This window comes from Pseudomonas sp. CAU 1711 (genome assembly GCF_039888625.1).
In the GTDB taxonomy this organism is placed as follows: domain Bacteria; phylum Pseudomonadota; class Gammaproteobacteria; order Pseudomonadales; family Pseudomonadaceae; genus Aquipseudomonas.
Window position 1 is genome coordinate 30,583 of record NZ_JBDQQT010000009.1, and the last position, 25,542, is coordinate 56,124.

General features: G+C 68.7%; 21 protein-coding genes and 2 tRNA genes. 9 read left to right on the top strand and 14 right to left on the bottom strand.

Features of this window, described 5'->3' with window-relative positions:
* The first annotated feature begins 45 nt into the window (after positions 1 to 45).
* A complete protein-coding gene (locus tag AAFN46_RS11645; protein ID WP_347808855.1) occupies positions 46 to 1,806 on the top strand; it encodes a bifunctional diguanylate cyclase/phosphodiesterase in 1,761 nt (586 codons plus the stop codon).
* Here the strand turns inward: AAFN46_RS11645 and AAFN46_RS11650 are convergent.
* From AAFN46_RS11650 to AAFN46_RS11680, 7 genes are all read right to left on the bottom strand, one after another.
* Complete coding sequence (locus AAFN46_RS11650) at positions 1,790 to 2,266, bottom strand: sel1 repeat family protein (protein WP_347808856.1); 477 nt, start codon at positions 2,264 to 2,266, stop codon at positions 1,790 to 1,792. The genes AAFN46_RS11645 and AAFN46_RS11650 overlap by 17 nt on opposite strands.
* Positions 2,266 to 2,631 carry a hypothetical protein gene (locus AAFN46_RS11655; protein WP_347808857.1) on the bottom strand — a complete coding sequence of 122 codons (366 nt, stop codon included), beginning with the start codon at positions 2,629 to 2,631 and terminating at the stop codon, positions 2,266 to 2,268. The genes AAFN46_RS11650 and AAFN46_RS11655 overlap by 1 nt, the downstream gene beginning before the upstream one ends.
* Positions 2,628 to 2,939 carry a helix-turn-helix transcriptional regulator gene (locus AAFN46_RS11660; protein ID WP_347808858.1) on the bottom strand — a complete coding sequence of 104 codons (312 nt, stop codon included), beginning with the start codon at positions 2,937 to 2,939 and terminating at the stop codon, positions 2,628 to 2,630. The genes AAFN46_RS11655 and AAFN46_RS11660 overlap by 4 nt, the downstream gene beginning before the upstream one ends.
* Positions 2,940 to 3,220: 281 nt before the next feature.
* Positions 3,221 to 3,652 carry a DUF1232 domain-containing protein gene (locus tag AAFN46_RS11665; protein WP_347808859.1) on the bottom strand — a complete coding sequence of 144 codons (432 nt, stop codon included), beginning with the start codon at positions 3,650 to 3,652 and terminating at the stop codon, positions 3,221 to 3,223.
* Positions 3,653 to 3,993: 341 nt separating this feature from the next.
* Positions 3,994 to 4,698, bottom strand: coding sequence for an FKBP-type peptidyl-prolyl cis-trans isomerase (locus AAFN46_RS11670; RefSeq protein ID WP_347808860.1), 705 nt, complete (start codon positions 4,696 to 4,698; stop codon positions 3,994 to 3,996).
* Positions 4,699 to 4,911: 213 nt separating this feature from the next.
* Positions 4,912 to 4,988, bottom strand: a tRNA-Asp gene (locus AAFN46_RS11675).
* A 15-nt stretch (positions 4,989 to 5,003) separates the two neighbouring features.
* Positions 5,004 to 5,079: transfer RNA gene (locus AAFN46_RS11680), tRNA-Val, on the bottom strand.
* Between the two features lie 160 nt (positions 5,080 to 5,239).
* Between AAFN46_RS11680 and rdgC the strand changes: the two genes are divergently transcribed.
* On the top strand, positions 5,240 to 6,160 hold the full coding sequence (gene rdgC, locus AAFN46_RS11685; protein ID WP_347808861.1) for a recombination-associated protein RdgC: 921 nt from the start codon (positions 5,240 to 5,242) through the stop codon (positions 6,158 to 6,160).
* Positions 6,161 to 6,316: 156 nt separating this feature from the next.
* Positions 6,317 to 6,631 (top strand): quaternary ammonium compound efflux SMR transporter SugE, encoded by a 315-nt coding sequence (gene sugE / locus AAFN46_RS11690; protein ID WP_347808862.1) that lies wholly within the window; start codon positions 6,317 to 6,319, stop codon positions 6,629 to 6,631.
* Between the two features lie 35 nt (positions 6,632 to 6,666).
* Here the strand turns inward: sugE and AAFN46_RS11695 are convergent, their stop codons facing one another.
* From AAFN46_RS11695 to trxB, 4 genes are all read right to left on the bottom strand, one after another.
* Positions 6,667 to 8,538, bottom strand: a complete 1,872-nt coding sequence (locus AAFN46_RS11695) for an MFS transporter (protein WP_347808863.1) — start codon at positions 8,536 to 8,538, stop codon at positions 6,667 to 6,669.
* 180 nt (positions 8,539 to 8,718) lie between these two features.
* A complete protein-coding gene (locus tag AAFN46_RS11700; RefSeq protein WP_347808864.1) occupies positions 8,719 to 9,048 on the bottom strand; it encodes an AzlD domain-containing protein in 330 nt (109 codons plus the stop codon).
* The gene (locus tag AAFN46_RS11705; RefSeq protein ID WP_347808865.1) at positions 9,048 to 9,758 is read right to left on the bottom strand and encodes an AzlC family ABC transporter permease; all 711 of its coding nucleotides are present in this window, start codon (positions 9,756 to 9,758) and stop codon (positions 9,048 to 9,050) included. The genes AAFN46_RS11700 and AAFN46_RS11705 overlap by 1 nt, the downstream gene beginning before the upstream one ends.
* A gap of 89 nt (positions 9,759 to 9,847) precedes the next feature.
* Positions 9,848 to 10,795, bottom strand: coding sequence for a thioredoxin-disulfide reductase (gene trxB / locus AAFN46_RS11710; protein ID WP_347808866.1), 948 nt, complete (start codon positions 10,793 to 10,795; stop codon positions 9,848 to 9,850).
* A gap of 213 nt (positions 10,796 to 11,008) precedes the next feature.
* On the opposite strand from trxB, the gene AAFN46_RS11715 reads away from it, so the two are divergent.
* The 3 genes from AAFN46_RS11715 to AAFN46_RS11725 are packed head-to-tail and all read left to right on the top strand — an operon-like array spanning position 11,009 to position 14,929.
* Positions 11,009 to 12,961, top strand: a complete 1,953-nt coding sequence (locus AAFN46_RS11715) for a diguanylate cyclase (protein WP_347808867.1) — start codon at positions 11,009 to 11,011, stop codon at positions 12,959 to 12,961.
* Between the two features lie 42 nt (positions 12,962 to 13,003).
* Positions 13,004 to 13,744: a sulfate transporter CysZ gene (gene cysZ, locus AAFN46_RS11720; RefSeq protein WP_347808868.1), complete on the top strand. Its 741-nt coding sequence runs from the start codon at positions 13,004 to 13,006 to the stop codon at positions 13,742 to 13,744.
* Positions 13,745 to 13,789: 45 nt separating this feature from the next.
* Positions 13,790 to 14,929 carry a glycosyltransferase family 1 protein gene (locus AAFN46_RS11725; RefSeq protein WP_347808869.1) on the top strand — a complete coding sequence of 380 codons (1,140 nt, stop codon included), beginning with the start codon at positions 13,790 to 13,792 and terminating at the stop codon, positions 14,927 to 14,929.
* Positions 14,930 to 14,974: 45 nt separating this feature from the next.
* Here the strand turns inward: AAFN46_RS11725 and AAFN46_RS11730 are convergent, their stop codons facing one another.
* From AAFN46_RS11730 to AAFN46_RS11740, 3 genes are all read right to left on the bottom strand, one after another.
* Positions 14,975 to 19,867, bottom strand: a complete 4,893-nt coding sequence (locus AAFN46_RS11730; RefSeq protein WP_347808870.1) for an alpha-2-macroglobulin — start codon at positions 19,865 to 19,867, stop codon at positions 14,975 to 14,977.
* Positions 19,868 to 19,922: 55 nt separating this feature from the next.
* Positions 19,923 to 21,851 (bottom strand): methyl-accepting chemotaxis protein, encoded by a 1,929-nt coding sequence (locus AAFN46_RS11735; protein WP_347808871.1) that lies wholly within the window; start codon positions 21,849 to 21,851, stop codon positions 19,923 to 19,925.
* A gap of 162 nt (positions 21,852 to 22,013) precedes the next feature.
* Positions 22,014 to 22,478, bottom strand: coding sequence for a YbaK/EbsC family protein (locus tag AAFN46_RS11740; RefSeq protein ID WP_347808872.1), 465 nt, complete (start codon positions 22,476 to 22,478; stop codon positions 22,014 to 22,016).
* A 159-nt stretch (positions 22,479 to 22,637) separates the two neighbouring features.
* On the opposite strand from AAFN46_RS11740, the gene AAFN46_RS11745 reads away from it, so the two are divergent.
* Genes AAFN46_RS11745 through AAFN46_RS11755 form a run of 3 tightly spaced genes read left to right on the top strand, consistent with a single transcriptional unit; the run spans position 22,638 to position 25,504 of the window.
* Positions 22,638 to 23,984 carry an MATE family efflux transporter gene (locus tag AAFN46_RS11745; protein WP_347808873.1) on the top strand — a complete coding sequence of 449 codons (1,347 nt, stop codon included), beginning with the start codon at positions 22,638 to 22,640 and terminating at the stop codon, positions 23,982 to 23,984.
* A 12-nt stretch (positions 23,985 to 23,996) separates the two neighbouring features.
* Positions 23,997 to 25,034 carry a sensor domain-containing diguanylate cyclase gene (locus AAFN46_RS11750; protein ID WP_347808874.1) on the top strand — a complete coding sequence of 346 codons (1,038 nt, stop codon included), beginning with the start codon at positions 23,997 to 23,999 and terminating at the stop codon, positions 25,032 to 25,034.
* A gap of 14 nt (positions 25,035 to 25,048) precedes the next feature.
* A complete protein-coding gene (locus AAFN46_RS11755; protein ID WP_347808875.1) occupies positions 25,049 to 25,504 on the top strand; it encodes a DUF2214 family protein in 456 nt (151 codons plus the stop codon).
* Positions 25,505 to 25,542: the final 38 nt, after the last annotated feature.

Consider the following 25,542-nt stretch of genomic DNA (forward strand, 5'->3'; position numbering starts at 1 on the left):
CGGTAGCGATACCGGCCTTTTTCATTGCCAGATCGAGTCCCCAACATGACAGTCACCGAGCAGTTGAGCGCCCTGCAAGCCATTCTCGCTCACGGCGACCTGCACAGCCTGTTCCAGCCCATCCTCAGCCTCTCCGAGCGGCGCATCCTCGGCTACGAGGCACTGACCCGCGGCCCGTCCAACAGCCCCCTGCACGCGCCCATCGCCCTGTTCAGCGTGGCGCGCAACGCCGGCCGCCTGAGCGAGCTGGAATTGGCGGCGCGCAAGAGCGCCTGCCGGCGCTTCCGCGACCAGCAGCTGGACGGCAAGCTGTTCCTCAACGTCTCCCCCGAGTCCCTGCTCGAGGCCAGCCACCAGCCCGGCCGCACCCTCAAGCTGCTGCAGGACGTCGGCATCTCGCCGGACCGGGTGGTGATCGAACTCACCGAGCAGGCGCCGATAGACGACTTCGCCCTGCTCGACACCGCCCTGCACCACTACCGCGCCATGGGCTTCTCCATCGCCCTGGACGACCTCGGCGCCGGCTACTCCAGCCTGCGTCTGTGGTCGGAGCTGCGTCCCGACTACGTGAAGATCGACCGCCACTTCATCGACGGCATCCACCAGGACGCGGTCAAGCGCGAGTTCGTCGACTCCATCCTGAAGATGGCCAAGGCCTCGCGCGCCCAGGTGATAGCCGAGGGCATCGAACTGGCCGAGGAGCTGGCCACCCTGATCGAGATGGGCGTCGACCTGGTCCAGGGCTACCTGCTGAGCCGCCCGCTGGAACAGCCGTCGCGCGACGCGCACAAGCTGCTGCCGCCGCTGAACAAGCCGGCCCCGGCCCTGGGCGAGGAAGGCGGCGATCTCTCCGCGCTGCTCAACGAGCAACCTGCGGTCGCGCAGGACACCCCCATCGCCGTGGTGCTGGAGGCCTTCCGCGCCCAGGCCAACCTCAACTCGCTGGCGGTGCTGGACGAGCAGCGGCAGCCGGTCGGCATCGTCCACCGCCATTCGCTGTCCGATGCCCTGCTCAAGCCCTTCGCCACCGACCTGTTCGCGCGCAAGCCGATCAGCCGGCTGATGAGCGCGGACTTTCTCGCCGTGGACCTGGGGCAGTCGCTGCAGCAGGTCAGCCGCCTGCTCACCAGCCGCGCGCGGCAGCGCATGGAGGAAGACTTCATCATCGTCCAGCAGGGCCGCTACCGCGGCCTGGGACGGGTGATCGACGTGCTCAAGCTGATCACCGAGCTGAAGATCCAGCAGGCCCGCCACGCCAACCCGCTGACCCTGCTGCCGGGCAACGTGCCGATCCAGCAGTGCCTGGGCCGCCTGCTGCAGCAGGGCCGCGAGGCGATGGTGTGCTACGTGGATATCGACAGCTTCAAGCCGTTCAACGACCTCTACGGCTATGCCAAGGGCGACGAAGTGCTGCTGTGCCTGGCGCAGTGCCTTAACGAGCGGGTCGACCCCAGCCGCGACTTCGTCGGCCATATCGGCGGCGACGACTTCCTCCTGGTGCTCGGCCCGGACAACTGGCGCGAGCGGCTCAACCAGTTGCTGGAGGACTTCCAGGCCGAGTGCCGGCGCTTCTACCGCGAGGAGCACCTGCAGGCCGGCTGCTTCGTCGGCCACAATCGCCAGGGCAAGCGCGAGGAGTTCGCCCTGCTGTCACTGTCCATCGGCGTGGTGCACCTGCATCCGCAGAACTGCGCGCACCTGGACGCCAGCCAGCTGGCCGGCCTGGCCTCGGAAGCCAAGCGCCACGCCAAGGCCGTGCCCGGCTACAGCCTGCATATCCTCGACAGCCTCAGCCTCTCGGCTTGACCCCCAGCTGCTCGGCGCGCCGCGCGTAACGCTCGGCCTGCGCCGCATCCGCCGGCAGCCCCGGGCCACCCTCACGATACAGCCGGGCCAGGCGCTGGGCCGCCAGCGGGTGGCCGGCCTCGGCCGCCCTCGCCCACCAACGCGCCGCCGCGCCGGCATCCGCCGCCTGGCGGCTGTCGCCGGCCAGACACTGCGCGCCGACCTGATAGGCCGCCTTGCCATCGCCACCCTCGGCGGCCAGCCGCAGCAGGCGCAGGCCTTCCTCGCGAGCGCCGAAGCCCTGGCCGCGAAACAGCAGGACATGGCCATAGAAGCTCTGCGCCGGCACATGCCCCAGCGCCGCCATGCGCGCGTACTGGCCCTGCATCCAGGCCCAGGCCCGCGGCTGCGCCAACACCCAGCGCCAATGCAACAGGCGACGCGCCAGCCAGTAGCCCAGGCGCGCCCGCAGCAGGCGCATCAGGGCTCCTCTGGGTAGCTGAACTCGAAGACCCGCGCCACCTCGGCGGCGTGCCAGGAGGCCGCGGCCACGCCATCGGACGGCCCGGAGAAGCGCCCCAGGCGCGCCACGCACTCGAAGAAACCGGTACGCGGCAGGCGACTGGCACCCTGGCTGATCACCAGGGCGCTGCGCAACGGACGCTCGGCGCGGGCATCGAGGGCGGCCAGATGCTCCAGCGCGGCGGTCAGGGTCTGCATCGCCGGGGTCGGCAGCTGCAGGCGTTCGACCAGGGCGCGGTAGGTCAGCAGATGGCGTTGCCGGCGAGCATCCTCCAGCTCGCCAAGCAGGGCCTGCCAGTGTTGACGATGGATGCGCACGCTCAAGACGGTTGCTCCCACTCGCCGACCTCCAGCACCCGCGCCAGCGAGCGCAGGATGGCGCCGTCCGGCTCGCGCTCGCCGCTCTCGATCAGGTTCAGATAGTGCGGGCTGATGCCCACGGCGCGGGCCAGGTCGGCCTGCGACAGCCCCTTGGCCTCGCGTAACCCGACCAGCTGGCTCAGAGGCGAGCTTGCCTTGACGGCGGCAGGCTCGACGGCCTGCCCCGCTGCGCGCAACAGCGCCTGGTACTCGGCCCAGGGCAGCACGGCGTATTCCGCTTCGCCGTCGCGCATGATCACTTGCACACTCATTACAGCTCTCCATGGAAAGCAGTGCCGAACTGCTCGACACCTTCCTTGCACTACTCAGCTTACCAATGCGGTCACCCCGAAAGCGTGACCTATACTGACCTGGCAGACAAGGGTCGGGAGCCCCGCAGGATGATCGAGGCCTCGCCACCTCCCAGCTTCGATGCGTGAGAGGCGCAGTTGCTGGAGGCATCGCGCCTATGGCCCCACGGCAACGAGCGCCGGGATGCCACACCGCACGGCGCAATCGCCGCGCCGCTGCGGCAGGCCGCGAACGGTCCGACTCAGTGAACCTCGTCCTCGGCCGGCAGGGCCTCCAGTTGGCGCAGGGCTTCGCCGGGCTGGCTCTCGCGCCAAGCGCGGTAGGCCTGCAGCTCGGCCTGCCAGGTACGCATCAACCAGCCCAGCACGGCCAGGTCGTCCAGCAGGCCGACCGCCAGCAACCAGTCCGGCAGCATGTCCAGCGGCACCAGGAAATACAGCAGGGTCGCCACCACGGCGAGCAGCGCCGGTCGCCCGATGCCGCGGTACTCGCCCCGCCACCAGGCGGCGCAGAGGCCGATCAGCAGCTGCACATCGCCCTGCGCGCCCGCCAGACGAGAGGCGCTGGCGCGGCTCTTGCGCGCCACGGCCAGCAGCAGCTCCGGCAGACGACCATCGGCCAGCACGGCCCGCGCCAGCCTCAGGTAACGCACACGATTCCAGGGAATGGTCATGCTCAGTCTCCTCGACAGCGCATGCCGGCTGGGCTGCGTCGGGTTATCCACCAAAGCTGTGGATAACCTTGTGAACAGTCTGCCGACGACGTCATTGAAGCCCCACGGTACGGGCCTCCCAGACAGATAGAGCAGATTTTGCTCAAGACACAAAAATGATAAAAATCAGTAGCTTACAAATCGAACACAGCTCAGCGAAACTGTAACGCCATGCCCGGGCATGGTAACCGCGGCGATGTGCATAAGCGTAACACCCGGCGGCGCCTCTCCCCTCATTACGACCGCGAGTTGCACAAATGAAAACGCCCCGACAAGCGGGGCGTTGTGCAACGTCGGGTGTGTTACTGGGCGGACGGATCCTTGATGCCCAGCAGCTCCAGCTCGAACACCAGCACCGAGTTGGCCGGAATCGCCGGGCTCGGGCTCTGCGCGCCGTAGGCCAGCTCGCTGGGGATGTACAGCTTGTACTTCTCGCCCACGTGCATCAGCTGCAGGCCCTCGACCCAACCCGGAATCACGCCGCTGACCGGCAGATCGATGGGGCTGCCGCGCTCGACGGAGCTGTCGAACACGCTGCCGTCGGTCAGCTTGCCCTCGTAGTGCACGGTGACCACGTCGGTGGCCTTGGGCTGGGCACCCTCGGCCTTCTTGACCACCTCGTACTGCAGGCCGGAAGCAGTGGTGACCACGCCTTCCTTCTTGCCATTCTCTTCGAGGAACTTCTTGCCGGCCTGCGCCGACTCCTCGTTCAGCTTGGCCATGCGCTCCTCGGCACGCTTCTGCAGGAAGGCGAAGGCCTCGGCCAGCTCCTCGTCCTTCAGCTTCTGCTCCTGCTTGCCGATGGCATCCTCGATGCCCTGCGCCACGGCCTTGGAGTCCAGATCGTCCAGGCCTTCCTGGGCCAGGCTCTTGCCCATGTTCAGGCCGATGCCGTAGGAGGCCTTCTGAGCCGGAGTCTTGAGTTCCACTTCGCTGGTCTGCGAATCGCAACCGGCCAGAACCAGGCCGACCAGGGCAACCGCCGCAGCAAGACGATGTTGTTTCATGCTTGTTCCTTGTAGGGGCCACGAGGGCAAAGAGAGCGCGAGCTTAGCAGTCTGTGCCAAGCACTGGCTATGACACAGTCGGAACTGGAAATGCGGGAGAAGTTCAATCCACAGCACAGGAAGGATTGGCGGGAGAAAAAACGCGGGCAAAAAAAAACGACCTTGCGGTCGTTTCTTCCAGTCTCGGTCTTCAGTCTAACCAAGGCTTATGTATGGCGCAGCGGACGGGACTCGAACCCGCGACCCCCGGCGTGACAGGCCGGTATTCTAACCGACTGAACTACCGCTGCGCGTAACCTCGAAAGTGGTGGGTGGTGACGGGATCGAACCGCCGACCCTCTGCTTGTAAGGCAGATGCTCTCCCGGCTGAGCTAACCACCCCTGTGCTCTCGAAGTGGTGCGCATTCTAGGGATGGCCTTTGACCTTGGCAAGCCTTTTTTGAAAAAAATTTTCGAGCAGTTCCAAAGGCTTAGCAGCGGGTTGGCCAATCAGGCCGGGCAGAGAATAATGCGCGCTTCGTGTTCAAGGAGTGTTTCCCCCATGTGGTTCCGCAACCTGCTCGTATATCGCCTGACCCAGGACGTGCCGTTCGATGCCGAAGCCCTGGAGGCGGCCCTGGCCGCCAAGGCCGCGCGCCCCTGCGCCAGCCAGGAGCTGACCACCTATGGCTTCATGGCCCCCTTCGGCAAGGGCGCCGATGCGCCGCTGGTGCATGTCAGCGGCGACTTCCTGCTGATCGCCGCGCGCAAGGAGGAACGCATCCTCCCCGGCAGCGTGGTGCGCGACGCCCTGAAGGACAAGGTCGACGAGATCGAGGCGCAGCAGATGCGCAAGGTCTACAAGAAGGAGCGCGACCAGCTCAAGGACGAGATCGTCATGAGCTTCCTGCCGCGCGCCTTCATCCGTCGCTCCAGCACCTTCGCCGCCATCGCGCCCAAGCTCGGCCTGATCCTGGTCGACAGCGCCAGCGCCAGGAAGGCCGAAGACCTGCTGTCCACCCTGCGCGAGGCCATCGGTTCGCTGCCGGTGCGCCCGCTGTCGGTGAAGATGGCGCCGACCGCCACCCTCACCGACTGGGTCAAGGCCCAGGCCGCCGCGCCGGACTTCTTCGTGCTGGACGAGTGCGAGCTGCGCGATACCAGCGAGGACGGCGGCGTGGTGCGCTGCAAGCGCCAGGACCTGACCAGCGAGGAGATCCAGCTGCACCTGTCCGCCGGCAAGCTGGTCACCCAGCTGTCCCTGGCCTGGCAGGACAAGCTGTCCTTCGTGCTGGACGACAAGCTGACCATCAAGCGCCTGCGCTTCGAGGACCTGCTGCAGGACCAGGCCGCCCAGGACGGCGGCGACGATGCCCTGGGTCAGCTGGACGCCAGCTTCACCCTGATGATGCTGACCCTGAGCGACTTCCTGCCGGCGCTGTTCGAGGCGCTCGGCGGCGAGGAAATCCCGCAGGGCATCTGAGCACCATGAGGCACTGCCAGGGCCCGCCCGTCCTCTCGGGCTTGCCCTGTGCAGCGCACTGTGCAGAATAGCGAACGACGCGAGGACGACCTCGCGACTCCTTTCGAGTGATCATCCGGGACGGCCCGTAGCCCTTTACAGTACGGAGCCACTCACATGTCCTGGATCATCCTGTTTCTCGCCGGCCTGTTCGAGGTCGCCTGGGCCGTCGGCCTCAAGTACACCGACGGATTCACCCGCCCCCTGCCCACCCTGCTCACCCTCGGCGCCATGGTCGTCAGCCTCGGCCTGCTCGGCCTGGCGATGAAGGAGTTGCCGCTGGGCACCGCCTACGCCATCTGGACCGGCGTCGGCGCGATCGGCACGCTGATCGCCGGCGTGCTGCTGTTCGGCGAATCCGTCGCCCTGCTGCGCCTGGCCAGCGCCGGGCTGATCATCGCCGGGCTGATCGGCCTCAAGCTCAGCCACTAGAAAGACCAGGCCCGCCACAAGGCGGGCCCGGCGTCTCAGCGCCGCTCGCCACGCAGCCGCGCGACCTGCTCCTGCAAGGCCAGGCGCCCGGTATCGGCCGGCAAGGCCGCGCCGGCCACTATGTCGACCCGCGACCAGAAGCGCTTGAACAGCCCCTTGTGCGGCGCGCGGCTGAAGAAACTGCCCCACAGCCCCTGCAGCGCCATGGGAATCACCGGCACCGGGTTGGCGGCGAGGATGCGCTCGACCCCGGCCTTGAACTCGTCGATCTCGCCGTCGCCGGTCAGCTTGCCCTCGGGGAAGATGCACACCAGCTCGCCCTCCTCCAGGTACTTGGCAATCCGCGCGAACGCCGCCTCGAACACTTGCGGGTCCTCGTTGCGCCCGGCGATCGGCACGGTGCCGGCGGTGCGGAACACGAAGTTGAGCACCGGCAGGTCGTAGATCTTGTAGTACATGACGAAGCGCACCGGCCGGCGCACCGCGCCGCCGATCAGCAGCGCATCGACGAAGGACACGTGGTTGCACACCAGCACCGCCGCGCCCTCGTCCGGGATCGCCTCGAGGTTCTGGTGGCGCACCCGGTACATCGAGTGGCTGAGCATCCAGATCAGGAAGCGCATGCTGAACTCGGGGACGATCTTGAAGATGTACAGGTTCACCGCGACGTTCATCAGCGAAATGGCCAGGAACAGTTGCGGAATGCTCAGCTTGGCGACGCTGAGGAAGAGGATCGACACCAGCGCCGCAGCCACCATGAACAGCGCATTGAGGATGTTGTTGGCGGCGATCACCCGCGCCCGCTCATGCTCTTCGGTGCGCGACTGGATCAGCGCGTACAGCGGCACTATGTAGAAGCCACCGAACATGCCGATGCCGAGGACGCAGGCGAGCACCCACCAGGCCTGAGCGACACCGAGCAGGCCCAGCCAATCATAGGCCGCCGCGGCCTGCGGGAAGTCGCTGGAGAACCACCAGAGCAGGATGCCGAACAGGGTCAGGCCGGCCGAGCCGAAGGGCACCAGGCCGATCTCCACCTTGTGCCCGCTCATCCGCTCGCAGAGCATCGAGCCCAGGCCGATGCCAATGGAAAACACCGCGAGGATCAGGGTCACCACGCTCTCGTCGCCGTGCAGCAGCTCCTTGGAGAACGCCGGGATCTGCGTCAGATACACCGCCCCGAGAAACCAGAACCAGGAGTTGCCCACCAGCGAGCGCGACACCGCCGGGCGCTGGCCCAGCCCCAGGCGCATGATCTGCCAGGTCTGGCGCAGGATATTCCAGTCCAGCGCCAGGCTAGGCAGGGCAGCTGCCGCGGCCGGTATGGCGCGACTGGCCAGGTAACCGAGCACTGCCACCAGCACCACGCTCACCGCCACCAGCAGCGCATAGCTGTCGCTGGCCAGCAGCATGCCGGCGCCGATGGTGCCGGCGAGAATGGCCAGGAAGGTGCCCATCTCTACCAGGGCGTTGCCGCCGACCAGCTCCTGCTCACGCAGCGCAGCCGGCAGGATCGAGTACTTCACCGGGCCGAACAGTGCCGACTGGGTCCCCATGGCGAACAGCGTGGCCAGTAGCAACGGCAGGCTGCCCAGCAGGAAGCCGGCGGCCCCCAGCAGCATGATGAACACCTCAGCCAACTTGATCTGGCGAATCAGGCGATCCTTGGCGAACTTCTCGCCAAACTGGCCGCCCAGGGCGGAAAACAGGAAGAACGGCAGGATGAACAGCAGCGCACAGAGATTGACCAGCAGATCGCGATCGGCGCTGACACTGAGCTTGAACAAAATGGCGAGGATCAACCCCTGCTTGAACACGTTGTCGTTGAACGCGCCGAGCAGTTGGGTGATGAAGAACGGCAGGAAACGCCGGGTGCCGAGCAGGGCGAATTGCGAGTGTGGGGTCATCGTCCTTGTACCTGTGTGGGCCGTCCTGCATTGGACAGCATCCGGCCCCGGCAAAGCCACACCCACGTGCGGCTTTCGTGCCGCAGCTCCCTCTCCCCTTGGGTGAAGGCGCCATAGGCGACGCGGCGTAGCCGGCAAAACCCTCACCCCCTGCCCCTCTCCCACAGGGAGAGGGGAAGATCAAAGCGGCATCTGCCCCAGCCACCAGCGCAGCAGGAAGAACACCAGCAGGCCGCCGCCGATGGTCGCCAACAGGTTGCGGCTGGTCGCGGCGATGGCGATGGTCGCCAGGCCGGCCAGCAGATAGGCGTTGTCCAGGCCCAGGGCCCAGTGCTCGCCGTCCGGCAGCAGCATACCCGGCACCACTATGGCGCTCAGCACGGCGGTGGGCACGTAGTGCAGGCCCTGGCGCACCAGCGGCGGAAAACGCAGGTCGGGAAAGGCGAACAGGCTGAAGCGGGTGGCGAAGGTGATCGCCAGCATGCCGAGGATCAGGAGCCAGTTTTCCATCAGCACACCTCGCCCCGCGGCAGCCGTTGGCGCCGTTCCAGCGCCACGCCGACCGCGATGCCGGCGCAGGCCGCGGCCATCAGGCCGAGCTTGTAGGGCAACGCGTGGCAGGCCAGGGCCACACCACCGGCCACCAGCGCGGCCGCCACCTGCGGGCGATTGCGCAGCATCGGCACGACGATGCCGATAAAGGTGGCGAGCATGGCGAAGTCCAGGCCCCAGGCGCCGATGTTCGGCACCGCCTGGCCGAACAGCAGGCCCACCCAGGTGCACAGCTGCCAGTTGAGGTACATGGCCAGCGCGGCGCCGAGGAAGTACCAGTGCTTGTGCGGCGAGGCATCAAGCTCGGCATAGCGATGCTGAACCACGGCGAAGGCCTCGTCGGTCAGCCAGAAAGCCAGCGGCGCGCGCCAGCGCGTCGGCAGATGCCGCACATGGGGCTGCAGGCTGGCGCTGTACAGGGCGTGGCGCAGGTTGACCACCAGGGTGGTGAGCAGCAGCACGGCCAGGGTCGCGCCGCCGCCGAGCAGACTGATGGCGATGAACTGCGCCGAGCCGGCGAAGACCAGCGCCGACATGCCCACGGCCTCCCAGGGCGAAAGCCCGGCGGCGCCGGCCAGGCTGCCGAAGATGATGCCGAAGGGGATGGCGCCGAGCAGCATCGGCAGCATGTCGCGAGCGCCCTGCAGGAATTCGTGATGACGGGACATGGAACCTCCTTGAGAGCGGGAGGCTAACCGCCATGCACGGCCTTGTCTTGAACTATCTTGCTGCCCCGCCGTAGCGGCGGGGCCCCGGTTCAGAGCGAATCCAGGTAGCGCTCCACATCCAGCGCCGCCATGCAGCCGGCACCGGCCGAGGTGATGGCCTGGCGGTATACCGAGTCGGCCACATCGCCGGCGGCGAACACGCCGGGCACGCTGGTGGCCGTGGCATTGCCGTCGCGCCCGCCATTGACCAGCAGATAACCGTCGCGCAGTGCCAGCTGGCCGTCGAACAGCGAGGTATTGGGGGTGTGGCCGATGGCGACGAAAAGGCCGTCCACCTGCAGCTCGCTGCGGGCACCATCGGCGTGATTCAGACGCACGCCGGTGACGCCCATGGCGTTGCCCAGCACCTCGTCCACCTCAGCGTTCAGACGCAGCTCGATCCTGCCCTCGGCGATGCGCGCGCGCAGCTTGTCCTGCAGGATCTTCTCGGCGCGAAAAGTCTCGCGGCGGTGCACCAGGGTCACCTTGCTGGCGATGTTGGCCAGGTACAGCGCCTCCTCCACCGCGGTGTTGCCGCCGCCTACCACCGCCACCTCGCGGTTGCGGTAGAAGAAGCCGTCGCAGGTGGCGCAGGCGGACACGCCCTTGCCCATGAACGCCTGCTCGGAAGGCAGGCCCAGATAGCGGGCACTGGCGCCGGTGGCGATGATCAGCGCATCGGCGGTGTAGGTGCCGCTGTCGCCGACCAGGGTGAAGGGCTTGCCGGCCAGGTCCACGGCATTGATGTGGTCGAAAACGATCTCGGTCTCGAAGCGCTCGGCATGCTCCTGCATGCGCTGCATCAGCGCAGGGCCCGTGAGGCCGTGCGGGTCGCCGGGCCAGTTGTCCACTTCGGTGGTGGTGGTCAGCTGGCCACCGGCCTGGATGCCGGTGATCAGCAACGGCTTGAGATTGGCGCGGGCCGCATATACGGCGGCGCTGTAACCGGCCGGACCGGAGCCGAGGATGATGACGCGAGCGTGGCGGGTAACGGACATGACCGGCTCCTGCATAAAAGGGGGCGTCCGCAAGCGCTTGGGGAAGGCTTGGGAGGCATGGACGACCCCGACAAAGGGAATTGCCGGCAAGGCTACCCAGGCGACGATGGCGGAGAAAATGCCCATTCTCAATACGGCCGATAGTCCCAGTCTATGTCGCCGCGGGCCCTTGACTATACTCGCCTCAATCCCCCGCCCCCTGGCCGCCCCGGCATGACACTGCGCAAACGTCTCCTCTGGCTGTTCGCACCCCTGCTACTACTGTCTCTGGGCTTCGCCTACCTGCTCTCGCAGAGCCTGATCCTCAGCCGCTTCGACCTGCAGGACGCCAAGCAGCTGGAGGCCGAGGCCGAACGCCTGCGCGCCCTGCTCGACACCGACCTGAAGCGCCACCTCGACCTGCTGGCGACCCACGCCCACTGGGACGACAGCTACGCGTTCATGCAGGGCAACTATCCGGACTTCCCCCAGCGCAGCCTCGAACCCGAGATACTGCGCCAGCTGAATTTCGACTTCATGGTCTACCTCGACCCGCAAGGCCGGGTGCGCGCCGAGCAGTGGCTGCCGCCCGACCTGCCGGATCTGCTCGTCCTGAGCCAGGACAGGCCAGCCAGCCACGCCGCACTGCGCGCCAGCATCCTGAACCTGGCCAGACGCCTGCGCATCGGCCCGGACGAGGCCCCGAGCGGCCAGCTGGTCACGGCCCAGGGCGTGCCGCTGATGCTGGCGATGGGCAATATCAGCGACAACCAGGGCAACCTGCCCAGCGCCGGCACCCTGGTCGCCGGACACTTCCTCGATAGCGAGCGTGCCGAACGCCTGCAGGCCAAGCTCGACGCCACCCTGCGCCTGCTGCCGCACGCCCGCGAGCCGGCTCGCGGCCGCGAGCTGCCCGGGCAAGAGCCTGGCAGCGCCAACCGGATCGAAATCAGTCCGCGGCGCCTCCTCGACGACGAGCTCCAGCAGGTGCTGCTGTTGTTTCGCAACGGCCTGGGCGAGCCCGAACTGGCGCTGGAACTCACTCGCGACCGGCGCCTGTACCACGAGGGGCACAAGGCCATCGCCATCTTCCTGCTGCAGGCCGGCGCCATAGGCGCGTTGAGCTGGCTGCTGATCTTTCTCGGCCTGGAGTTCGCCATCCTGCGCCGCGTCTCGCGCATGCACCGGGAGATCGCCGACATAGGCCCGAGCAGCAGCGGTTGGCGCCTGAGCGATCGCGGTGGCGACGAGCTCGGCCGCCTGGCCACGGGAATCAATCGCATGCTCGAACGCCTGGATCGCAGCGAGGAGCGCGACCGCGAGATTCTGGACGCGATCCAGGACGGCTATTTCGAGCTGGACCCGGAGGGCAGAATAGTCGCGGTCAACCGCGCCCTCTGCGAGATGCTCGGCTATCGGCCGGAGCAGCTGCTGTCGCGCTCCTACGAGACGCTGCTGGAGGCCGACGATCTTGCGCGGGCCCGCGCGCGCTTCGGCCAGACGCGCAGCCGGTCCGGCAACACCAGCTTCGCCGCGCCGCTGCGCCGCCATGACGGCAGCCAGGGCCACTACGAGACGCGCGTCTCGCCGATCCTGGGGGGCCAGGGCGAGTTCGCCGGCTACCGCGGCATACTGCGCGACATAGGCGCCCAGGTGGCCTACCAGAACCAGTTGCTGGACATGGCCTATCGCGACCCGCTGACCGGCCTGGGCAACCGCAAGGCCTTCACCGAGCAGTTGCGCCAGGCGCTGCAACAGGACGACGGCCCTCTGGCCCTGCTGTTTCTCGACCTGGACCACTTCAAGGAGGTCAACGACCGCTTCGGCCACGATGTCGGCGACGCCCTGCTGCGGCATATCGCCGAGCGCCTGCGCAGCGCGGTGCGCCAGCCGGACCTGGTCTATCGCCTGGGCGGCGACGAGTTCACCCTGATCCTGCCGCGCGGCGACGAGACGACCTCGCTCAAGCTCGCCGAACGCCTGCTCTCCGTGCTGGGCAGCGCCATCGGCGTCGGCTCGCTGAGCATCGACTTTGTTACACCGAGTATCGGCATCGCCCTCTACCCGCGCCACGCCAGCAGCGTGGAAGGCCTGACCAGAGCCGCCGATGCCGCCATGTACGAGGCCAAGCGCGAGCGCAACCGCGCCTGCCTGTACCGCGCCGAACCGCTTTCCTCCGCCCCCTAAACTGGTTAAGGTCGGCGCGTTTTCACCGCAGCGGAGCTCATCATGCCTACCCCCGCCCTGTCCGGCCCCCAGTACCTGGGCCAAGGCCTGAAACTGGTCCTCAGCCCCGGCCTGCGCCTGTTCGTCCTGCTGCCCCTGGCGGTCAATACCCTGCTGTTTATCGGCCTGATCGTGCTGGCCATGCAGCAGTTCGGCGGCTGGGTCGACAGCGTGATGCCCAACCTACCGGACTGGCTGGGCTTCCTCGAATACCTGCTGTGGCCACTGTTCGTGCTGCTGGTGCTGGTGATCATGTTCTTCACCTTCACCCTGCTTGCCAACATCATCGCCGCACCGTTCAACGGCTTCCTCGCCGAGAAGGTCGAAGTGGTGCTGCGCGGCCGCGACGACTTCCCGCCCTTCAGCTGGGCCGAGCTGCTGGCCATGGTGCCGCGCACCCTGGGCCGCGAGCTGCGCAAACTGGTCTACTTCCTGCCGCGGGCCCTCCCCCTGCTGATCCTCACCTTCGTGCCGGTGCTCAATCTGGTCGCCGCCCCGCTGTGGATTCTCTTCGGCGTGTGGATGATGGCGGTGCAGTACATCGACTACCCGGCGGACAACAACAAGCTGGGCTGGGACGAGATGCTCGCCTGGCTGCGCGAGAAACGCTGGCAGAGCCTGGGCTTCGGTGGCGCCACCTACCTGGCGCTGCTGGTGCCCTTCGTCAATATCCTGGTGATGCCGGCGGCGGTGGCCGGCGCCACCCTGTTCTGGGTGCGCGAGCGCGACGTCACGACGCCGTAACCCGAGCGTCACCCGAACTTCATCGTGTCGTCGCAGACTGGCACGATGAATGTCACACCCCTGCATATCGCCCTGGTCAGCGAGACCTTTGCGCCGGAAATCAACGGCGTGGCCAACACCCTCGAACGCCTGTGCAGCGGCCTGCGCGCGCGCGGCCACCGCCTGCAGCTGGTGCGCCCGCGCCAGGCCGGCGAGACGCATGGCGGCGACGAGAACCTGCTGCTGACCCGCGGCTGGCCGCTGCCCGGCTATGCCGGCCTGCAGTGGGGCCAGTCGGCCCTGCACAAGCTGCTGCGGCGCTGGCAGCGCAACCGCCCCGACGTGCTGTATATCGCCACCGAGGGCCCGCTCGGCCTGTCCGCCCTGCGCGCCGCACGGCGCCTGGGTATCCCGGTAGTCAGCGGCTTCCACACCAACTTCCAGCAGTACAGCGAGCACTACGGCCTGAGCCTGCTCAGCCGCCTGCTGACCGGCTATCTGCGCTGGTTCCACAACCGCACAAGGCTGACCCTGGTACCCAGCGCCAGCCAGCGCGTGGAACTGCAGCGGCGCGGCTTCGAGCGCCTGGAGCTGCTGGCGCGCGGCGTCGACGGCCAGCTGTTCCACCCGACGCGGCGCTCCGCCGAGCTGCGCGCCGCCTGGGGACTGGAGGAAGACGAGATCGCCGTACTGCATGTCGGCCGCCTGGCGGCGGAGAAGAACCTGCAACTGCTCAGCCGCGCCTTTCGCGAGCTGCAACGCGCGCTACCGCAGCGCCGCCTGCGCCTGGTGCTGGTCGGCGACGGCCCGCAACGGGCCCAGCTGCAGGCGGAGCATCCGCACGCCCTGTTCTGCGGCGTGCAGCGCGGCGAGGCGCTAGCGGCACACTATGCCAGCGGCGACCTGTTCCTCTTCCCCAGCCTCTCCGAAACCTTCGGCAACGTGGTGCTGGAGGCCCTGGCCTCGGGCCTGGCGGTGGTCGCCTTCGACCAGGCGGCGGCCGCCCAGCACATTCGCCACGGCCACAACGGCGGCCTGGCCAGCCCCGGTGACGAGCAGGCCTTTATCGAGGCCGCGCGCTGGCTGCTGGAGGACGAGGAGAGCCTGCGCCGAGTACGCCTGAACGCCCGCCAGCATGCCGGCAGGCTGGGCTGGGCGGCGATAGTCGAGCAGTTCGAGGCACATCTGCTGCAGGTGTTGCCCTGATGAACCGGCTCGGCCTGGCAACTGAGCGGCGGGAAAGGACGCCTTTCAGCGCTCCCTCACCACCAGCCGCTCCTCCGTCGCACCGATGGCATTCCACGCCGGGCGATACATGGACTCCACCTGCGGCGGCGGCACCCGGTAGCTGCCGGGGGTGACGGCGCGGGCCAGGTACAGCAGGTGGGTAGTGTCGTAGCCGCTGATGTCGACGGCGGCGACGAAACGGTCGTCGCGGAACTCCTGGTGCTTGATCGCCGCGTGCTGCATCGCCTTGTGCCACTCCTTCACCGCGCTGCTGGCGTCGTCCAGGCTGGCCGCGCTCTGCGCCAGGTTCTGGTTCTCCAGCTCCAGGCCGGCCGGCAGCAGGTCCACCACCAGCGCATCCGGCACGCGCTCCTCGGCGCGCACGGCCAGGTGCACCAGCACCAGTTGGCCGCTGGCCAGGTTGCCCAGGTCCAACGGGCGGCCATCCAGGCCGTAGAAGCCGCGCTCGATGCTGAGGTTGTGGCTGCGCGGCGCCGGCGCCGAGGTCGGGTAGCCGGAGAGGGTCAGCTGCTGGTAGAGCTTGCCCTCGAACGCGCTGCTCAGGCTCAGCGGCTCGCTCAGGCCGGCACCGTCCAGCCTCAGGGCCGGGCTTGCGTTGCTCAGCTCGCGCCGCTGGCCGCCGGCCTCCAGCACCGCGAGCCAGTCGGCCTCCGGCTGCTTGACCAGACCGCGGCCGGCGAGGAACAGGGCGTTGCGTTCCTGGGTCGAGAGATAGCGCTGCAGCGCACGCTCCTCGGCCAGCGCGAACAGCAGTTGATCGCGACTGGACGCGCCCAGGCCGTTCTCCTCCAGCAGGGCATAGATCAGCGCCTGGTCGCGCAGCGGGCTGCCATAGTCGCCCAGCCACGCCTTGCGCGAACGCCCCAGGCCCAGGCCGAGGGCCAGCGCCTCGTCGGCGCGCGGCTTGTCGCCCATCTTCTGCAGGGCCACGGCCAGCTGCACCAGCGGCAGGCCGGACCTGGCGTCGGCGCGGCGGTCGTACAGGGCGCGCAGGCTGCCCAGCGGCGCCTGCTGACTGCGCGCCAGTACCAGGCCGGCATAGGCCTGCACGGCGAAGCGGGTGTGGTTGAGGTCGTCGCTGTAGCCGGCATCGACCAGCTGGCGATCCTGCAGGTAGCGCAGCAGGCGCTGGCTGGCCCTCTCCAGGGCCTGCGGCGGCACGGCGAAGCCTTGCTCGCGGGCGCGCAGGAGGAAGTCGGTGACATAGGCGCTCAGCCAGTATTCCTCGTCGGCGTCGGCGCCCCACAGGCCGAAGCTGCCGTTGTAGCGCTGCATGCCGAGCAGGCGTTCGATGCCGATCTCGATGGCGCGGCGGCGCTGCTCGTCCGGCTCGCCTGCCAGGCCGAGGCGCTCGAGCGTCGCGGCGTCGGCATAGAGCGAGGGGTACAGGCCGCTGGTGGTCTGCTCCAGGCAGCCGTAGGGATAGGCCTTGAGCGCCCGGATCTGCTCGGCCAGGTTCAGCGGCGGGCGGCTGGAGACGCTGAGCAGCGCCTCGCGCCCGGCCGGCTCGAAGGCCGCCAGGGTACTGGCCGGCAGCTGCCAGGGCTGGCCCTGCAGCACGCTGCGCAGGTGCTGCTGCTGCGCCGGCCAGGCCGAGCGCACGCCGATGCGCCACTCGCGGGCAAAGGGCGGCAGGTTTTCGCCCGGCAGCTCGAGGCCCTCGACCCGCACCCGCAGTATGCCGGCGCCGTAGCCACCGGCGGCGCGCACCGGGATGCGCAATGTGCTGCGCTGGGCCTGTTCGAGGCGAATCGGCGCGCTGTAACCCTCGGGCGTCTCGCTCAGGCTCAACTGACCTTCGGCCTCGACCCGCACTTCGAGCTGCTGCACGGTGCCGGACAGGTTGGTCAGGTCCAGCGCCAGGCGGGTCTCGTCGCCGCCAGCGAGGAAGCGCGGCGCCGACAGCTCGGCCACCAGCGGCGCGGCGACCACCGTCTTGCCCTCACCCATGCCGTAGCGCTCGTCGCTCCAGGCCTGGGCCATCAGGCGCAGCTCGCCATTGAAGTCGGGAATGTCCAGGCTGACTTCGCCCTCGCCCTGGCCGTTCAACTGCAGCGGCGCGCTCTGCAGCGCGACTATGGTGACGCTGGTGTCCGGCCGCTTGCCGCCCTTGGCCAGTGCCGCGTCGCCGCCGAAGGCCAGCGTGGCCAGGCGGCCCTGACCGGCCTCGATCAACTGGCCGTAGACATCCAGTTGATCGACACCGTAGGCCTTGCGCCCGAACAGCGCGGCGAAGGGATCGGGGGTCTGGTACTCGGTGATATTGAGGATGCCGACGTCCACCGCCGCCAGCAGCACGCTGACCCTCTCCGGCACGCTGCCGTCGGCGTTCCTGGCCTGCACCTTGACCTTCAGCGGCTGCTGCGGGCGCATCTTCTCGGGGGCGCTGAGGCTCAGCTGCAGCTTGCGCGGTTCGCGGTCGAACGGCAGGTGCAGCAGGCCCACGGCGCGCTTGGGCGTGGCATGCGCCTGGCGCTCGCCGGGACGGATGACCAGGGCACTGACATACAGGTCGTGGCGCGCCCAGTCCTTGGCCAGGGGGATGTCGAAACTCTCGCCGCCGGCCGGTACCTCGATCTCCCGCCACCACAACGGGCCGTCGCTGGACTCGACCAGCAGGTAGCCGCTGCCGGCGGCCGGCGGCGTGACCGTGACCCTGGCCGTGTCGCCGGCGCCATAGGCCGGCTTGTCCAGGGCCAGCTTGACCTGGTCCGGGCGCACCGCGCCGCCGCCCGCGTTGTCCTGCCAGGAGTAGCCGGCCCAGAAGCGCAGGCTGCTCATGATGCCGGTCGCCGGATCGCTGACCTCGACTCGGTAGGGCCCCCACTCCACCGGGAAGCCGACCTTGGCGGTGCCGCCGGCCTCGACCCTGACGCTCTGCTCGCCGAGGTTGAGGAACTTCTCGTTGTAGTGGTAGCTCCAGCCGTCGCTCTCGGAGAAGCTCCAGTAGAAATCGCGGCGCTCGCGGATCAGGCGCACCTGCAGGCCGTCGCTGGCCAGCTTGTTGCCGGCCGCATCGGCCAGCAGCACCTCGACCTCGGCCAGGCCGTTGCCGTCGACCTCGTCGCCGTCGAACAGCGTACGCAGCCCCGGCAGACGCTCGGCCGGCCATACCGGCTGCACCAAGCGGCGGGTGATGGGACGACCGCCGGACTCCTGCAGGCTGGCCTGGAGGATCAGCTGCAGCGGCGAGCGGGCCTCGCTCCAGCGGTTCTCCAGCTTGAGGGTGGCCTTGCCCTGGGCATCCAGAGCGATCTCCTCCAGCTCCAGATCCTGGCTCAGCTCATCCTCGGTGAGCGAACCGAACTGGTAGCCGGGCAGCGCCGCCACCGCCTCGCGCAGCGGGCGCACGTAGACCTGGCCGCCGAGCCGGTTGCCGGAAGCCGGCGCGCCGTAGAGGTAACGGCCCTCGATCTGGAAACTGGCCTCGTCGCTCGGAGCCAGGGGCTGGTCGTTGCCTTTCAGCTCCAGGGCCAGGCGCTCGGGGAGGAAGTCCTCGACCAGGAACTCGTGGACCTGGCGACGCCCGCCGCCTAAGTCGAACAGCAGTTGCCAGCGCCCGGTCGGCGCCTGGTCGGCCAGTTGCAGCTGGTACTGGTACAGGCCGCCCTCGCCCGGCGCCCAGACGAACTTGCGGCTGACCTGCTCGTCCGGCCGGCGCACCTCGACGTTGACCGGCTGCGGCTCGACCGCGCGGCCGTCGGCGTCGCGCAGCAGGGCGTTGAGCAGCACCGTCTCACCGGGGCGATAGAGATCGCGCGGGCCGAACACGAAGAACTGCAGCGGGTTGGCCAGCGGGCCGGCGATGTCGAACTCGGCCAGGTCCAGGGCCGGGCTGCCGAGGTTGACCAGGCTGGTCTGCTCGCCCTGGCGGGCCAGCACCAGGGCGGCCTTGTCGACCAGCGGCAGCTCGGCATGGCCGGCGCCGTCGGTCTTGGCGCTGGCGACCAGCGCGCCCTTGTCGTTGAGCAGCTCGATCTCCACCCCGGACAGCGCCCGGCCGCCTTCCAGGGCCTGGGCGAAGGCGTCCAGGCGGCCGTGGTAGCGGTGCACGGACAGGCCGATGTCGCTCAGGGTGAACAGGGTCGCTGGCTGCGAATAGTTGTAGGTGCCGGCCTCGCGCATCACCGCCAGGTACACGCCCGGCTGCTTGAAGGGCTCCAGCCCGGCGATGGGCAGCAGCAGGGTCTCGCGCACGTTGCGCGCCGGGTTGAGGTCGAAGCGCCCGCCATAGACCAGCTCGGCCATCGGCAGCAGCTCGCGGGCCTCCCAGGTGTCCAGATTGGCGCCGCGTCCCCAGCGGGCGAGGAAGCTGGGCAGCGCCTGCTGGCGGATACGGAAGAACTCGACGTTGACCTTGTCGACGTTCAGCGCGATCACCGGCAGGCCCTCGGCCAGGCGCGTGGGCAGCAGCGAGCCGCGGCTGGCGAAGCCGACCGTGGGCTGCAGGTCGCGGGTGTCGATGCTGGCGCTGTACTCGGCGGCCAGCTCGCCGCCGTTGATCGCGCGCAGGCCGCGATCCACCGTGAGCACCAGCTTGCGCTTGGGTTCCAGGTGGCGCAGGCGCAGCTCCATCAGGTTGTCCGACAGTTCCCAGGCGCCGTCCACCTTGCCGCTCTTGCGGTCCACCAGGTGCAGCTTGCTGGCGAAATCCTGTTCGGGATCGAGCGGCACGCTGAAGCTGACCGCCAGGGTACTGGCGCCGTCCAACTGGATCTCCGAGGCATCCGCCACCCTCAGCTCGCGGCCGGCGTAGCGCGCGGCCAGTGCGGCGCGGTCCGTGGCCGGCCTGGCGGCGACCTCCGCATCCACCTTTCCGGCCGGCGGGGGCGTGGAGGAATCGCAGGCGCCCAGCAGGCTGAGCGCGAGAGCCAACAACAGTCCTTTGTAATGCATGGCGGGCCTCGCAGGGGAATCTGAGGCCCTGCACTATAGACGAGGCCCGCCCCGCTTACAGTCGGAAACGTCCCATTTGCGAGCCGAGCGCCTCGGCCAGGCCCTTGAGGCTCTGGCAATGCTCGCGGCACACCGTCACCTCGCTGGCGGTCGAATGCGCCAGGTCGGCGATACCCTGCACGTTGCGGTTGATCTCCTCGGTCACCGAGCTCTGCTCCTCGGTGGCGGTGGCGACCTGATGGTTCATGTCACTGAGGCGCTCGACCTGATCGGCGATAGACTCCAGGGCGCGCCCGGTGCCCTCGCTGGCCTCGACGCCGACCCCGGTGGCACTCTGCCCCGCCTGCATGGAGCTGACCGCCGCCTCGGCGCCCTGCTTGAGGCGCAGGATCATCTGCTGAATCTCGTCGGTGGAGTTCTGCGTGCGGCTGGCCAGGGTGCGCACCTCGTCGGCCACCACGGCGAAGCCGCGGCCCTGCTCGCCGGCACGGGCCGCCTCGATGGCGGCGTTGAGCGCCAGCAGATTGGTCTGCTCGGCGATGCCGCGAATCACCGCCAGCACCTGGTCGATGGACGCCACCTGGGCGGCCAGTTCGCTGACCGCCTCAGCCGCCGTGCCGATCTCGCCGGACATGCGCTGGATATGGGCGATCGAGCCGTTGACCTGGGTGCGCGCGCTGGCCGCCTCGTCGCGCGCGCTCTGCGACACCTCGGCGGCCGAGCCGGCGTTGCGCGCGATCTCCTGCACGGTCAGGCCCATCTCGTGCACCGCGGTGGCGACCAGGTCGGTCATCTCCTGCTGCTGGCCGGAACGCGTCGCGGTGTTCTCCACCACCTGGCTGACCTGCTGCACCGAATCGCGCAGGCGTTCGCTGGTGGCCAGCACCTCGCCGATCAGCTGGCGCTGGCCCTCGAGGAAGCGGTTGAAGCCGCGTGCCAGGTCGCCCAGCTCGTCGGCCCGCGAGTCGTCCAGGCGGCGGGTCAGATCGCCGCCACCACCACCGATCTCCACCAGCGCGGCGGTGACCCGCTGGATCGGCCGCACCAGGCCGCGCGCCAGCAGCACCACCAGGCCCAGGCAGGCCAGCAGCACGGCGCCGCCGATCAGTGCGCTGGTCAGCAGGGCCTGGCGTGCCTCACCGTAGACCTGCGCCTCGGGAATCTCGGCGACCAGTTGCCAGTCGATCGACTTCAGCGGCAGGGCCATGGCCAAAAAGCCCTCGCCATCGCGCTCGAAGCTCAGGCTCTTGCCGTCGCCGGCCATCAGCTGGCGCGCCTGCGCGTCGCCGACCAGCTGGCTCAGGCTGGCCTGGTCGCTGAGCTTGGCGTCCGGGTGGACCTTGACCTTGCCACCGGCGTCGACCAGGTAGACCCGCCCGGCCTCGCCCAGGCGGAAGCCACTGACCAGATCGCTCATGGCGCTCAGGCCCAGGCCCAGGCCACCGACGCCGAGAGTCTTGCCGCCGGCCTCGATGCGCTGGTTGATGAACAGCGTGGGGACCTTGGTCGAGTCGTCGATATCGATGTCCAGCGAACGCTGCTTGCCGCTGTCGACGAAGCCGTAGAACCAGGCCGAATCCGGGCCCCGCGTCAGGGTCCGTTCGAGGCCCTCGCCGGTCATGTAGTGGCCGGACTCCAGCGCCACGATGAAGGTGGCGAGGGTGCCGCCGGCGACCTTTTCCTTCTGCAGGTAGCGCTGCATCTCAGGCAGGCGCGCGGGGTCCTCGCCGTTGGCCAGCCAGTCGGCCACCAGGCTGTTGCCGGCGATGGCGCGCGCCTGCTCCAGCGGCGTGGCCAGCACCCGTTCGAGATCGTTGCGCACCGCCTCGACCCGGGCCGGCAGCTCGCCGTTGACCAGGTACTTCTCCACCTGGCGGTTGGCCACTCCGGAATAGATGAAGATGACGATCAGGACGCTGACCAGCAAGGCCGCCCCCATGCTGAGAATCAACTGCCAGCGGATACTACGTTGCCAAAACTGCATGCCCATACCCTCGCCCCGTTGGTTTTCGAGCGCACGCTCCTGCCCCGGCTATCGGCCGATGGCCGGGATATCTTGAATCGCGCAGAACGCCCTTCACGGCGCCACCGCCGCACAGGCGAGTGGCGCAGGGCGAATCCTGACTCAAAAGTCACATTCCTGTCATCAAGCACACAACTCGCACAGCTGGGCATTGGGCGCCAGACGGAAGAAATCCTCGATCGGCAGGCGCACCAGGCTCTCGTGATCGCCGGCTTCAAGATAGATGTCGCTCTGCCGGGTCAGCGCCGGATCGATCAACATCCCCATGCCGTAGGCCTCGCCGATGGCCGGGATGGCGCCACGCTCGCAGTCCTTGAACAGCCCGCCGAGGTTCTGCTCGCGGGTCAGCTGCCAGCGCCAGGGCCCCTTGCGCACCTTGCTCAGGTCGAGCAGGCGGTTGGCCGGCAATACGGCCATCAGGTAATGGCCGCGACGGTCGTCGAGCACCACCGATTTGGCCATGCGTTCGGCCGGGATGCGCGCCTTGCGCGCCGACTCCAGGCTGGTGGCGGAATGGTCGTGCTCGACCAGGTCGTAGTGACAGTCGGCCCGCTTCAGGCTGCGGGCCAGGGTTTCTGCCATGCGCATGCTGCACCTCCTCGGCCGCGACCGCTGCGGCCATCGCCTGCCTTCCAGTCTAGCGCGTCCCGCCTACCCCGGCCGCGCAGTTGCTGCTATGCCTGGCACACGTTAGATGGCTTTGCGCTATGCCGGCCCGCCATAATCGGCTTTTTGCCGGGATCAACCATGTCCGCACTGCTCGCCGCCTGGCGCCATGCACCGACCCATCGCCAGGTCTGGGCGCTGGCCGCACCTATGATCCTGTCCAACCTCTCGGTGCCGCTGGTGGCCCTGGTGGACAGCACGGTGATCGGCCACCTGGCGCACGCCCACCAGCTCGGCGCGGTGGTGGTGGGCAGCAGCCTGTACGCCATGCTGGTGGGGGTGTTCGGCATCCTGCGCATGAGCGCCACCGGCTTCGCCGCCCAGGCGGTCGGACGCGGCGACGGCGATACGCTGCGCCTGGTGCTGCTGCAGAGCCTGGCCCTGGCCGGGCTGATCGCCCTGCTGGTCGGCCTGCTGGCGCTGCCGCTGAGCGGCCTGGCCCTGCGCCTGATGCAGCCTTCGGCCGAGCTGGAAGCGCTGACCCGGGCCTTTTTCCACGAGCGCCTGTTCGGCCTGCCGGCGACCCTGGCGGTGGCCGCGCTGATCGGCTGGCTGCTCGGCACCCAGAACGCGCGCGCCGCCCTGACGGTGATGCTCACCACCAACGCGCTGAACATCGTGCTCAACCTGTGGTTCGTCCTCGGCCTGGAGTGGGGCGTGCTCGGCTCGGCGCGCGCCTCGGTGGTGGCCGAATGGTGCGGCGCCCTGCTCGGCCTGGCCCTGGCCTGGCGCACCCTGGGCCGCCATCCCGGCCAGCTGGCCTTGGCCCGGCTGCGCCGCTGGCAGGGCTGGCAGGCGCTGCTGGCGGTGAATCGCGACATCCTGCTGCGCACCCTGGCGCTGCAGCTGGTGTTCTTCCTGGTCACGCTGCAGGGCACCCGCCTGGGCGACGCGACCGTGGCGGGCAACGCCCTGCTGCTCAACGGCCTGCTGCTCGCCGCCTTCGCCCTGGACGGCCTGGCCCATGCGGTGGAGGCCCTGTGCGGTCACGCCATAGGCGCGGGCGACCGCCTGGCACTGCGCCGCGCCCTGGTGGTGGCGGGCGGCTGGTCGCTGCTCGGCAGCCTGCTGTTCGCCCTGTTGTTCCTGCTCGCCGGCCGCCTGTTCATCGAGCTGCAGAGCGACATCGCCACGGTGCGCGCGGCGGCCTATCCCTACCTGCCCTACCTGGCCCTGCTGCCTCTGGTCGCGGTATGGAGCTACCTGCTCGACGGCCTGTTCATCGGCGCCACCCGGGCGCGGGAGATGCGCGACGCCATGCTGTTCAGTACGGCCCTGGGCCTGCTCCTCGGCTGGCTGCTGCAGGGCCTGGGCAACCACGGTCTGTGGCTGGCCCTTCTATGCTTTATGCTGATGCGCGGGCTCAGCCTGGCCTATCTCGGCTGGCGCCTGCAGCGCCGAGATGCCTGGCTCGCCGCCAGTCCGTGAGTGGAGACCTATATGCAGTCAGCCCCCATCCCCGCCGACGAGAAGCTGCGCCAGCGTGCGCTGGACGATCTGGAGCTGCTCGACACGCCGGCCGAGCTCTACCTGGACACCCTGGTACGCCTGACCCGTGAGCTGTACCGGGTGGAGACCGTGCTGGTCAGCCTGGTCGACCGCGACCGCCAATGGTTCAAGGCGCGCATCGGCCTGGAAGCGAGCGAGACGCCACGCGACATCTCCTTCTGCGGCCACGCCGTGGCGGCGCGCAGCCCGCTGGTGGTGGAGAACGCTCTGGACGACCCGCGCTTCGCCGACAACCCCCTGGTCAGCGGCCCGCCCTTCATCCGCTTCTATGCCGGCCAGCCCCTCTACAGCCGCGACGAGCAGCCGATCGGCACCCTCTGCCTGATCCACTCCGCGCCACGCCAGCTGAGCCAGGAAGAGCGCCTGCGCCTGCGCGACCTGGGCACCCTGGTGGAGGGTTATCTGCACCTGCGCAGCGTGGGGCAGCAGGCGCGTCGGCTGCGCGAGGCGGTGAATCGCGAGCAACGCAAGGCGCTGATCGACCCGCTGACCCAGCTATGGAACCGCGCCGCACTCGAGCGCTTCTACCCCCGCGAAGCGGCCGCCGCGCAGGACGCCGGCCAGCGTCTGGGGGCCCTCTACATCGACCTCGATCATTTCAAGCAGGTCAACGACCAGTTCGGTCACGCCGGCGGCGACCAGGTGCTGTGGCAGAGCGCACGGCGCATGGCCACGGCACTGCGCCCGGACGATCTGCTGCTGCGCCTGGGCGGCGAGGAGTTCGTCGCCCTGCTGGCGGTACACGACGCCCAGGAGCTGGGCCTGATCGCCGAGCGAGTGCGCCGCGCCATCGCCGACGAACCGATGCGCATCGGCGAGCGCCTGCATGGCATCACCGCCAGCCTGGGCACCGCCCTGGGACAACCCGGCGAGTCGAAGGCCAGTCTGCTGGAACGCGCCGACGCTGCCCTGTACCAGGCCAAGCAGCTGGGCCGCAACCGAACCCAGCACGCCCCCGACAACACCTGAGGAAGGGACTCCCCATGGCCGACGCCATCGCCGCCAGCCTGCACTACCTGTCGATCTTCGTCCTGTTCGCCCTGCTCACCGCCGAGCACCTGCTGTTCAAACCCGAGCTGGACGTCGCCACGGCGCGCCGTCTGCAGCGTATCGACATCGCCTACGGCGCCAGCGCCGGCCTGGTGCTGATCACCGGTCTGGTGCGGGTGCTGTGGTTCGGCAAGGGACTGGACTACTACCTGCACAACGGGCTGTTCCACGCCAAGATCGGCCTGTTCCTGCTGGTCGGCCTGCTGTCGATCTATCCGACCCTGACCTTCTTCAACTGGCGCAACGGCCTGCTGGCCGGACAGACGCCGGCCATCGCCCCGTACCAGGCCAGATGGGTGATCCTGACCATCCGTCTGGAACTGCTGCTCCTGCTATGCCTGCCGCTGCTGGCCGCGCTGATGGCCCGCGGCCACGGCATGATCCGCTGAGCCCCTGCCCGCCCGGGCACCCCCTCGCCATCGCTCTT

Bases quoted from the DNA above. Each gene is read 5' to 3' on its own strand.
- AAFN46_RS11645 (WP_347808855.1), top strand. From the start codon at position 46: ATGACAGTCACCGAGCAGTTGAGCGCCCTGCAAGCCATTCTCGCTCAC.
- AAFN46_RS11650 (WP_347808856.1), bottom strand. From the start codon at position 2,266: ATGCGCCTGCTGCGGGCGCGCCTGGGCTACTGGCTGGCGCGTCGCCTG.
- AAFN46_RS11660 (WP_347808858.1), bottom strand. From the start codon at position 2,939: ATGAGTGTGCAAGTGATCATGCGCGACGGCGAAGCGGAATACGCCGTG.
- AAFN46_RS11665 (WP_347808859.1), bottom strand. From the start codon at position 3,652: ATGACCATTCCCTGGAATCGTGTGCGTTACCTGAGGCTGGCGCGGGCC.
- AAFN46_RS11670 (WP_347808860.1), bottom strand. From the start codon at position 4,698: ATGAAACAACATCGTCTTGCTGCGGCGGTTGCCCTGGTCGGCCTGGTT.
- rdgC (WP_347808861.1), top strand. From the start codon at position 5,240: ATGTGGTTCCGCAACCTGCTCGTATATCGCCTGACCCAGGACGTGCCG.
- sugE (WP_347808862.1), top strand. From the start codon at position 6,317: ATGTCCTGGATCATCCTGTTTCTCGCCGGCCTGTTCGAGGTCGCCTGG.
- AAFN46_RS11695 (WP_347808863.1), bottom strand. From the start codon at position 8,538: ATGACCCCACACTCGCAATTCGCCCTGCTCGGCACCCGGCGTTTCCTG.
- AAFN46_RS11700 (WP_347808864.1), bottom strand. From the start codon at position 9,048: ATGGAAAACTGGCTCCTGATCCTCGGCATGCTGGCGATCACCTTCGCC.
- AAFN46_RS11705 (WP_347808865.1), bottom strand. From the start codon at position 9,758: ATGTCCCGTCATCACGAATTCCTGCAGGGCGCTCGCGACATGCTGCCG.
- trxB (WP_347808866.1), bottom strand. From the start codon at position 10,795: ATGTCCGTTACCCGCCACGCTCGCGTCATCATCCTCGGCTCCGGTCCG.
- AAFN46_RS11715 (WP_347808867.1), top strand. From the start codon at position 11,009: ATGACACTGCGCAAACGTCTCCTCTGGCTGTTCGCACCCCTGCTACTA.
- cysZ (WP_347808868.1), top strand. From the start codon at position 13,004: ATGCCTACCCCCGCCCTGTCCGGCCCCCAGTACCTGGGCCAAGGCCTG.
- AAFN46_RS11725 (WP_347808869.1), top strand. From the start codon at position 13,790: ATGAATGTCACACCCCTGCATATCGCCCTGGTCAGCGAGACCTTTGCG.
- AAFN46_RS11730 (WP_347808870.1), bottom strand. From the start codon at position 19,867: ATGCATTACAAAGGACTGTTGTTGGCTCTCGCGCTCAGCCTGCTGGGC.
- AAFN46_RS11735 (WP_347808871.1), bottom strand. From the start codon at position 21,851: ATGCAGTTTTGGCAACGTAGTATCCGCTGGCAGTTGATTCTCAGCATG.
- AAFN46_RS11740 (WP_347808872.1), bottom strand. From the start codon at position 22,478: ATGCGCATGGCAGAAACCCTGGCCCGCAGCCTGAAGCGGGCCGACTGT.
- AAFN46_RS11745 (WP_347808873.1), top strand. From the start codon at position 22,638: ATGTCCGCACTGCTCGCCGCCTGGCGCCATGCACCGACCCATCGCCAG.
- AAFN46_RS11750 (WP_347808874.1), top strand. From the start codon at position 23,997: ATGCAGTCAGCCCCCATCCCCGCCGACGAGAAGCTGCGCCAGCGTGCG.
- AAFN46_RS11755 (WP_347808875.1), top strand. From the start codon at position 25,049: ATGGCCGACGCCATCGCCGCCAGCCTGCACTACCTGTCGATCTTCGTC.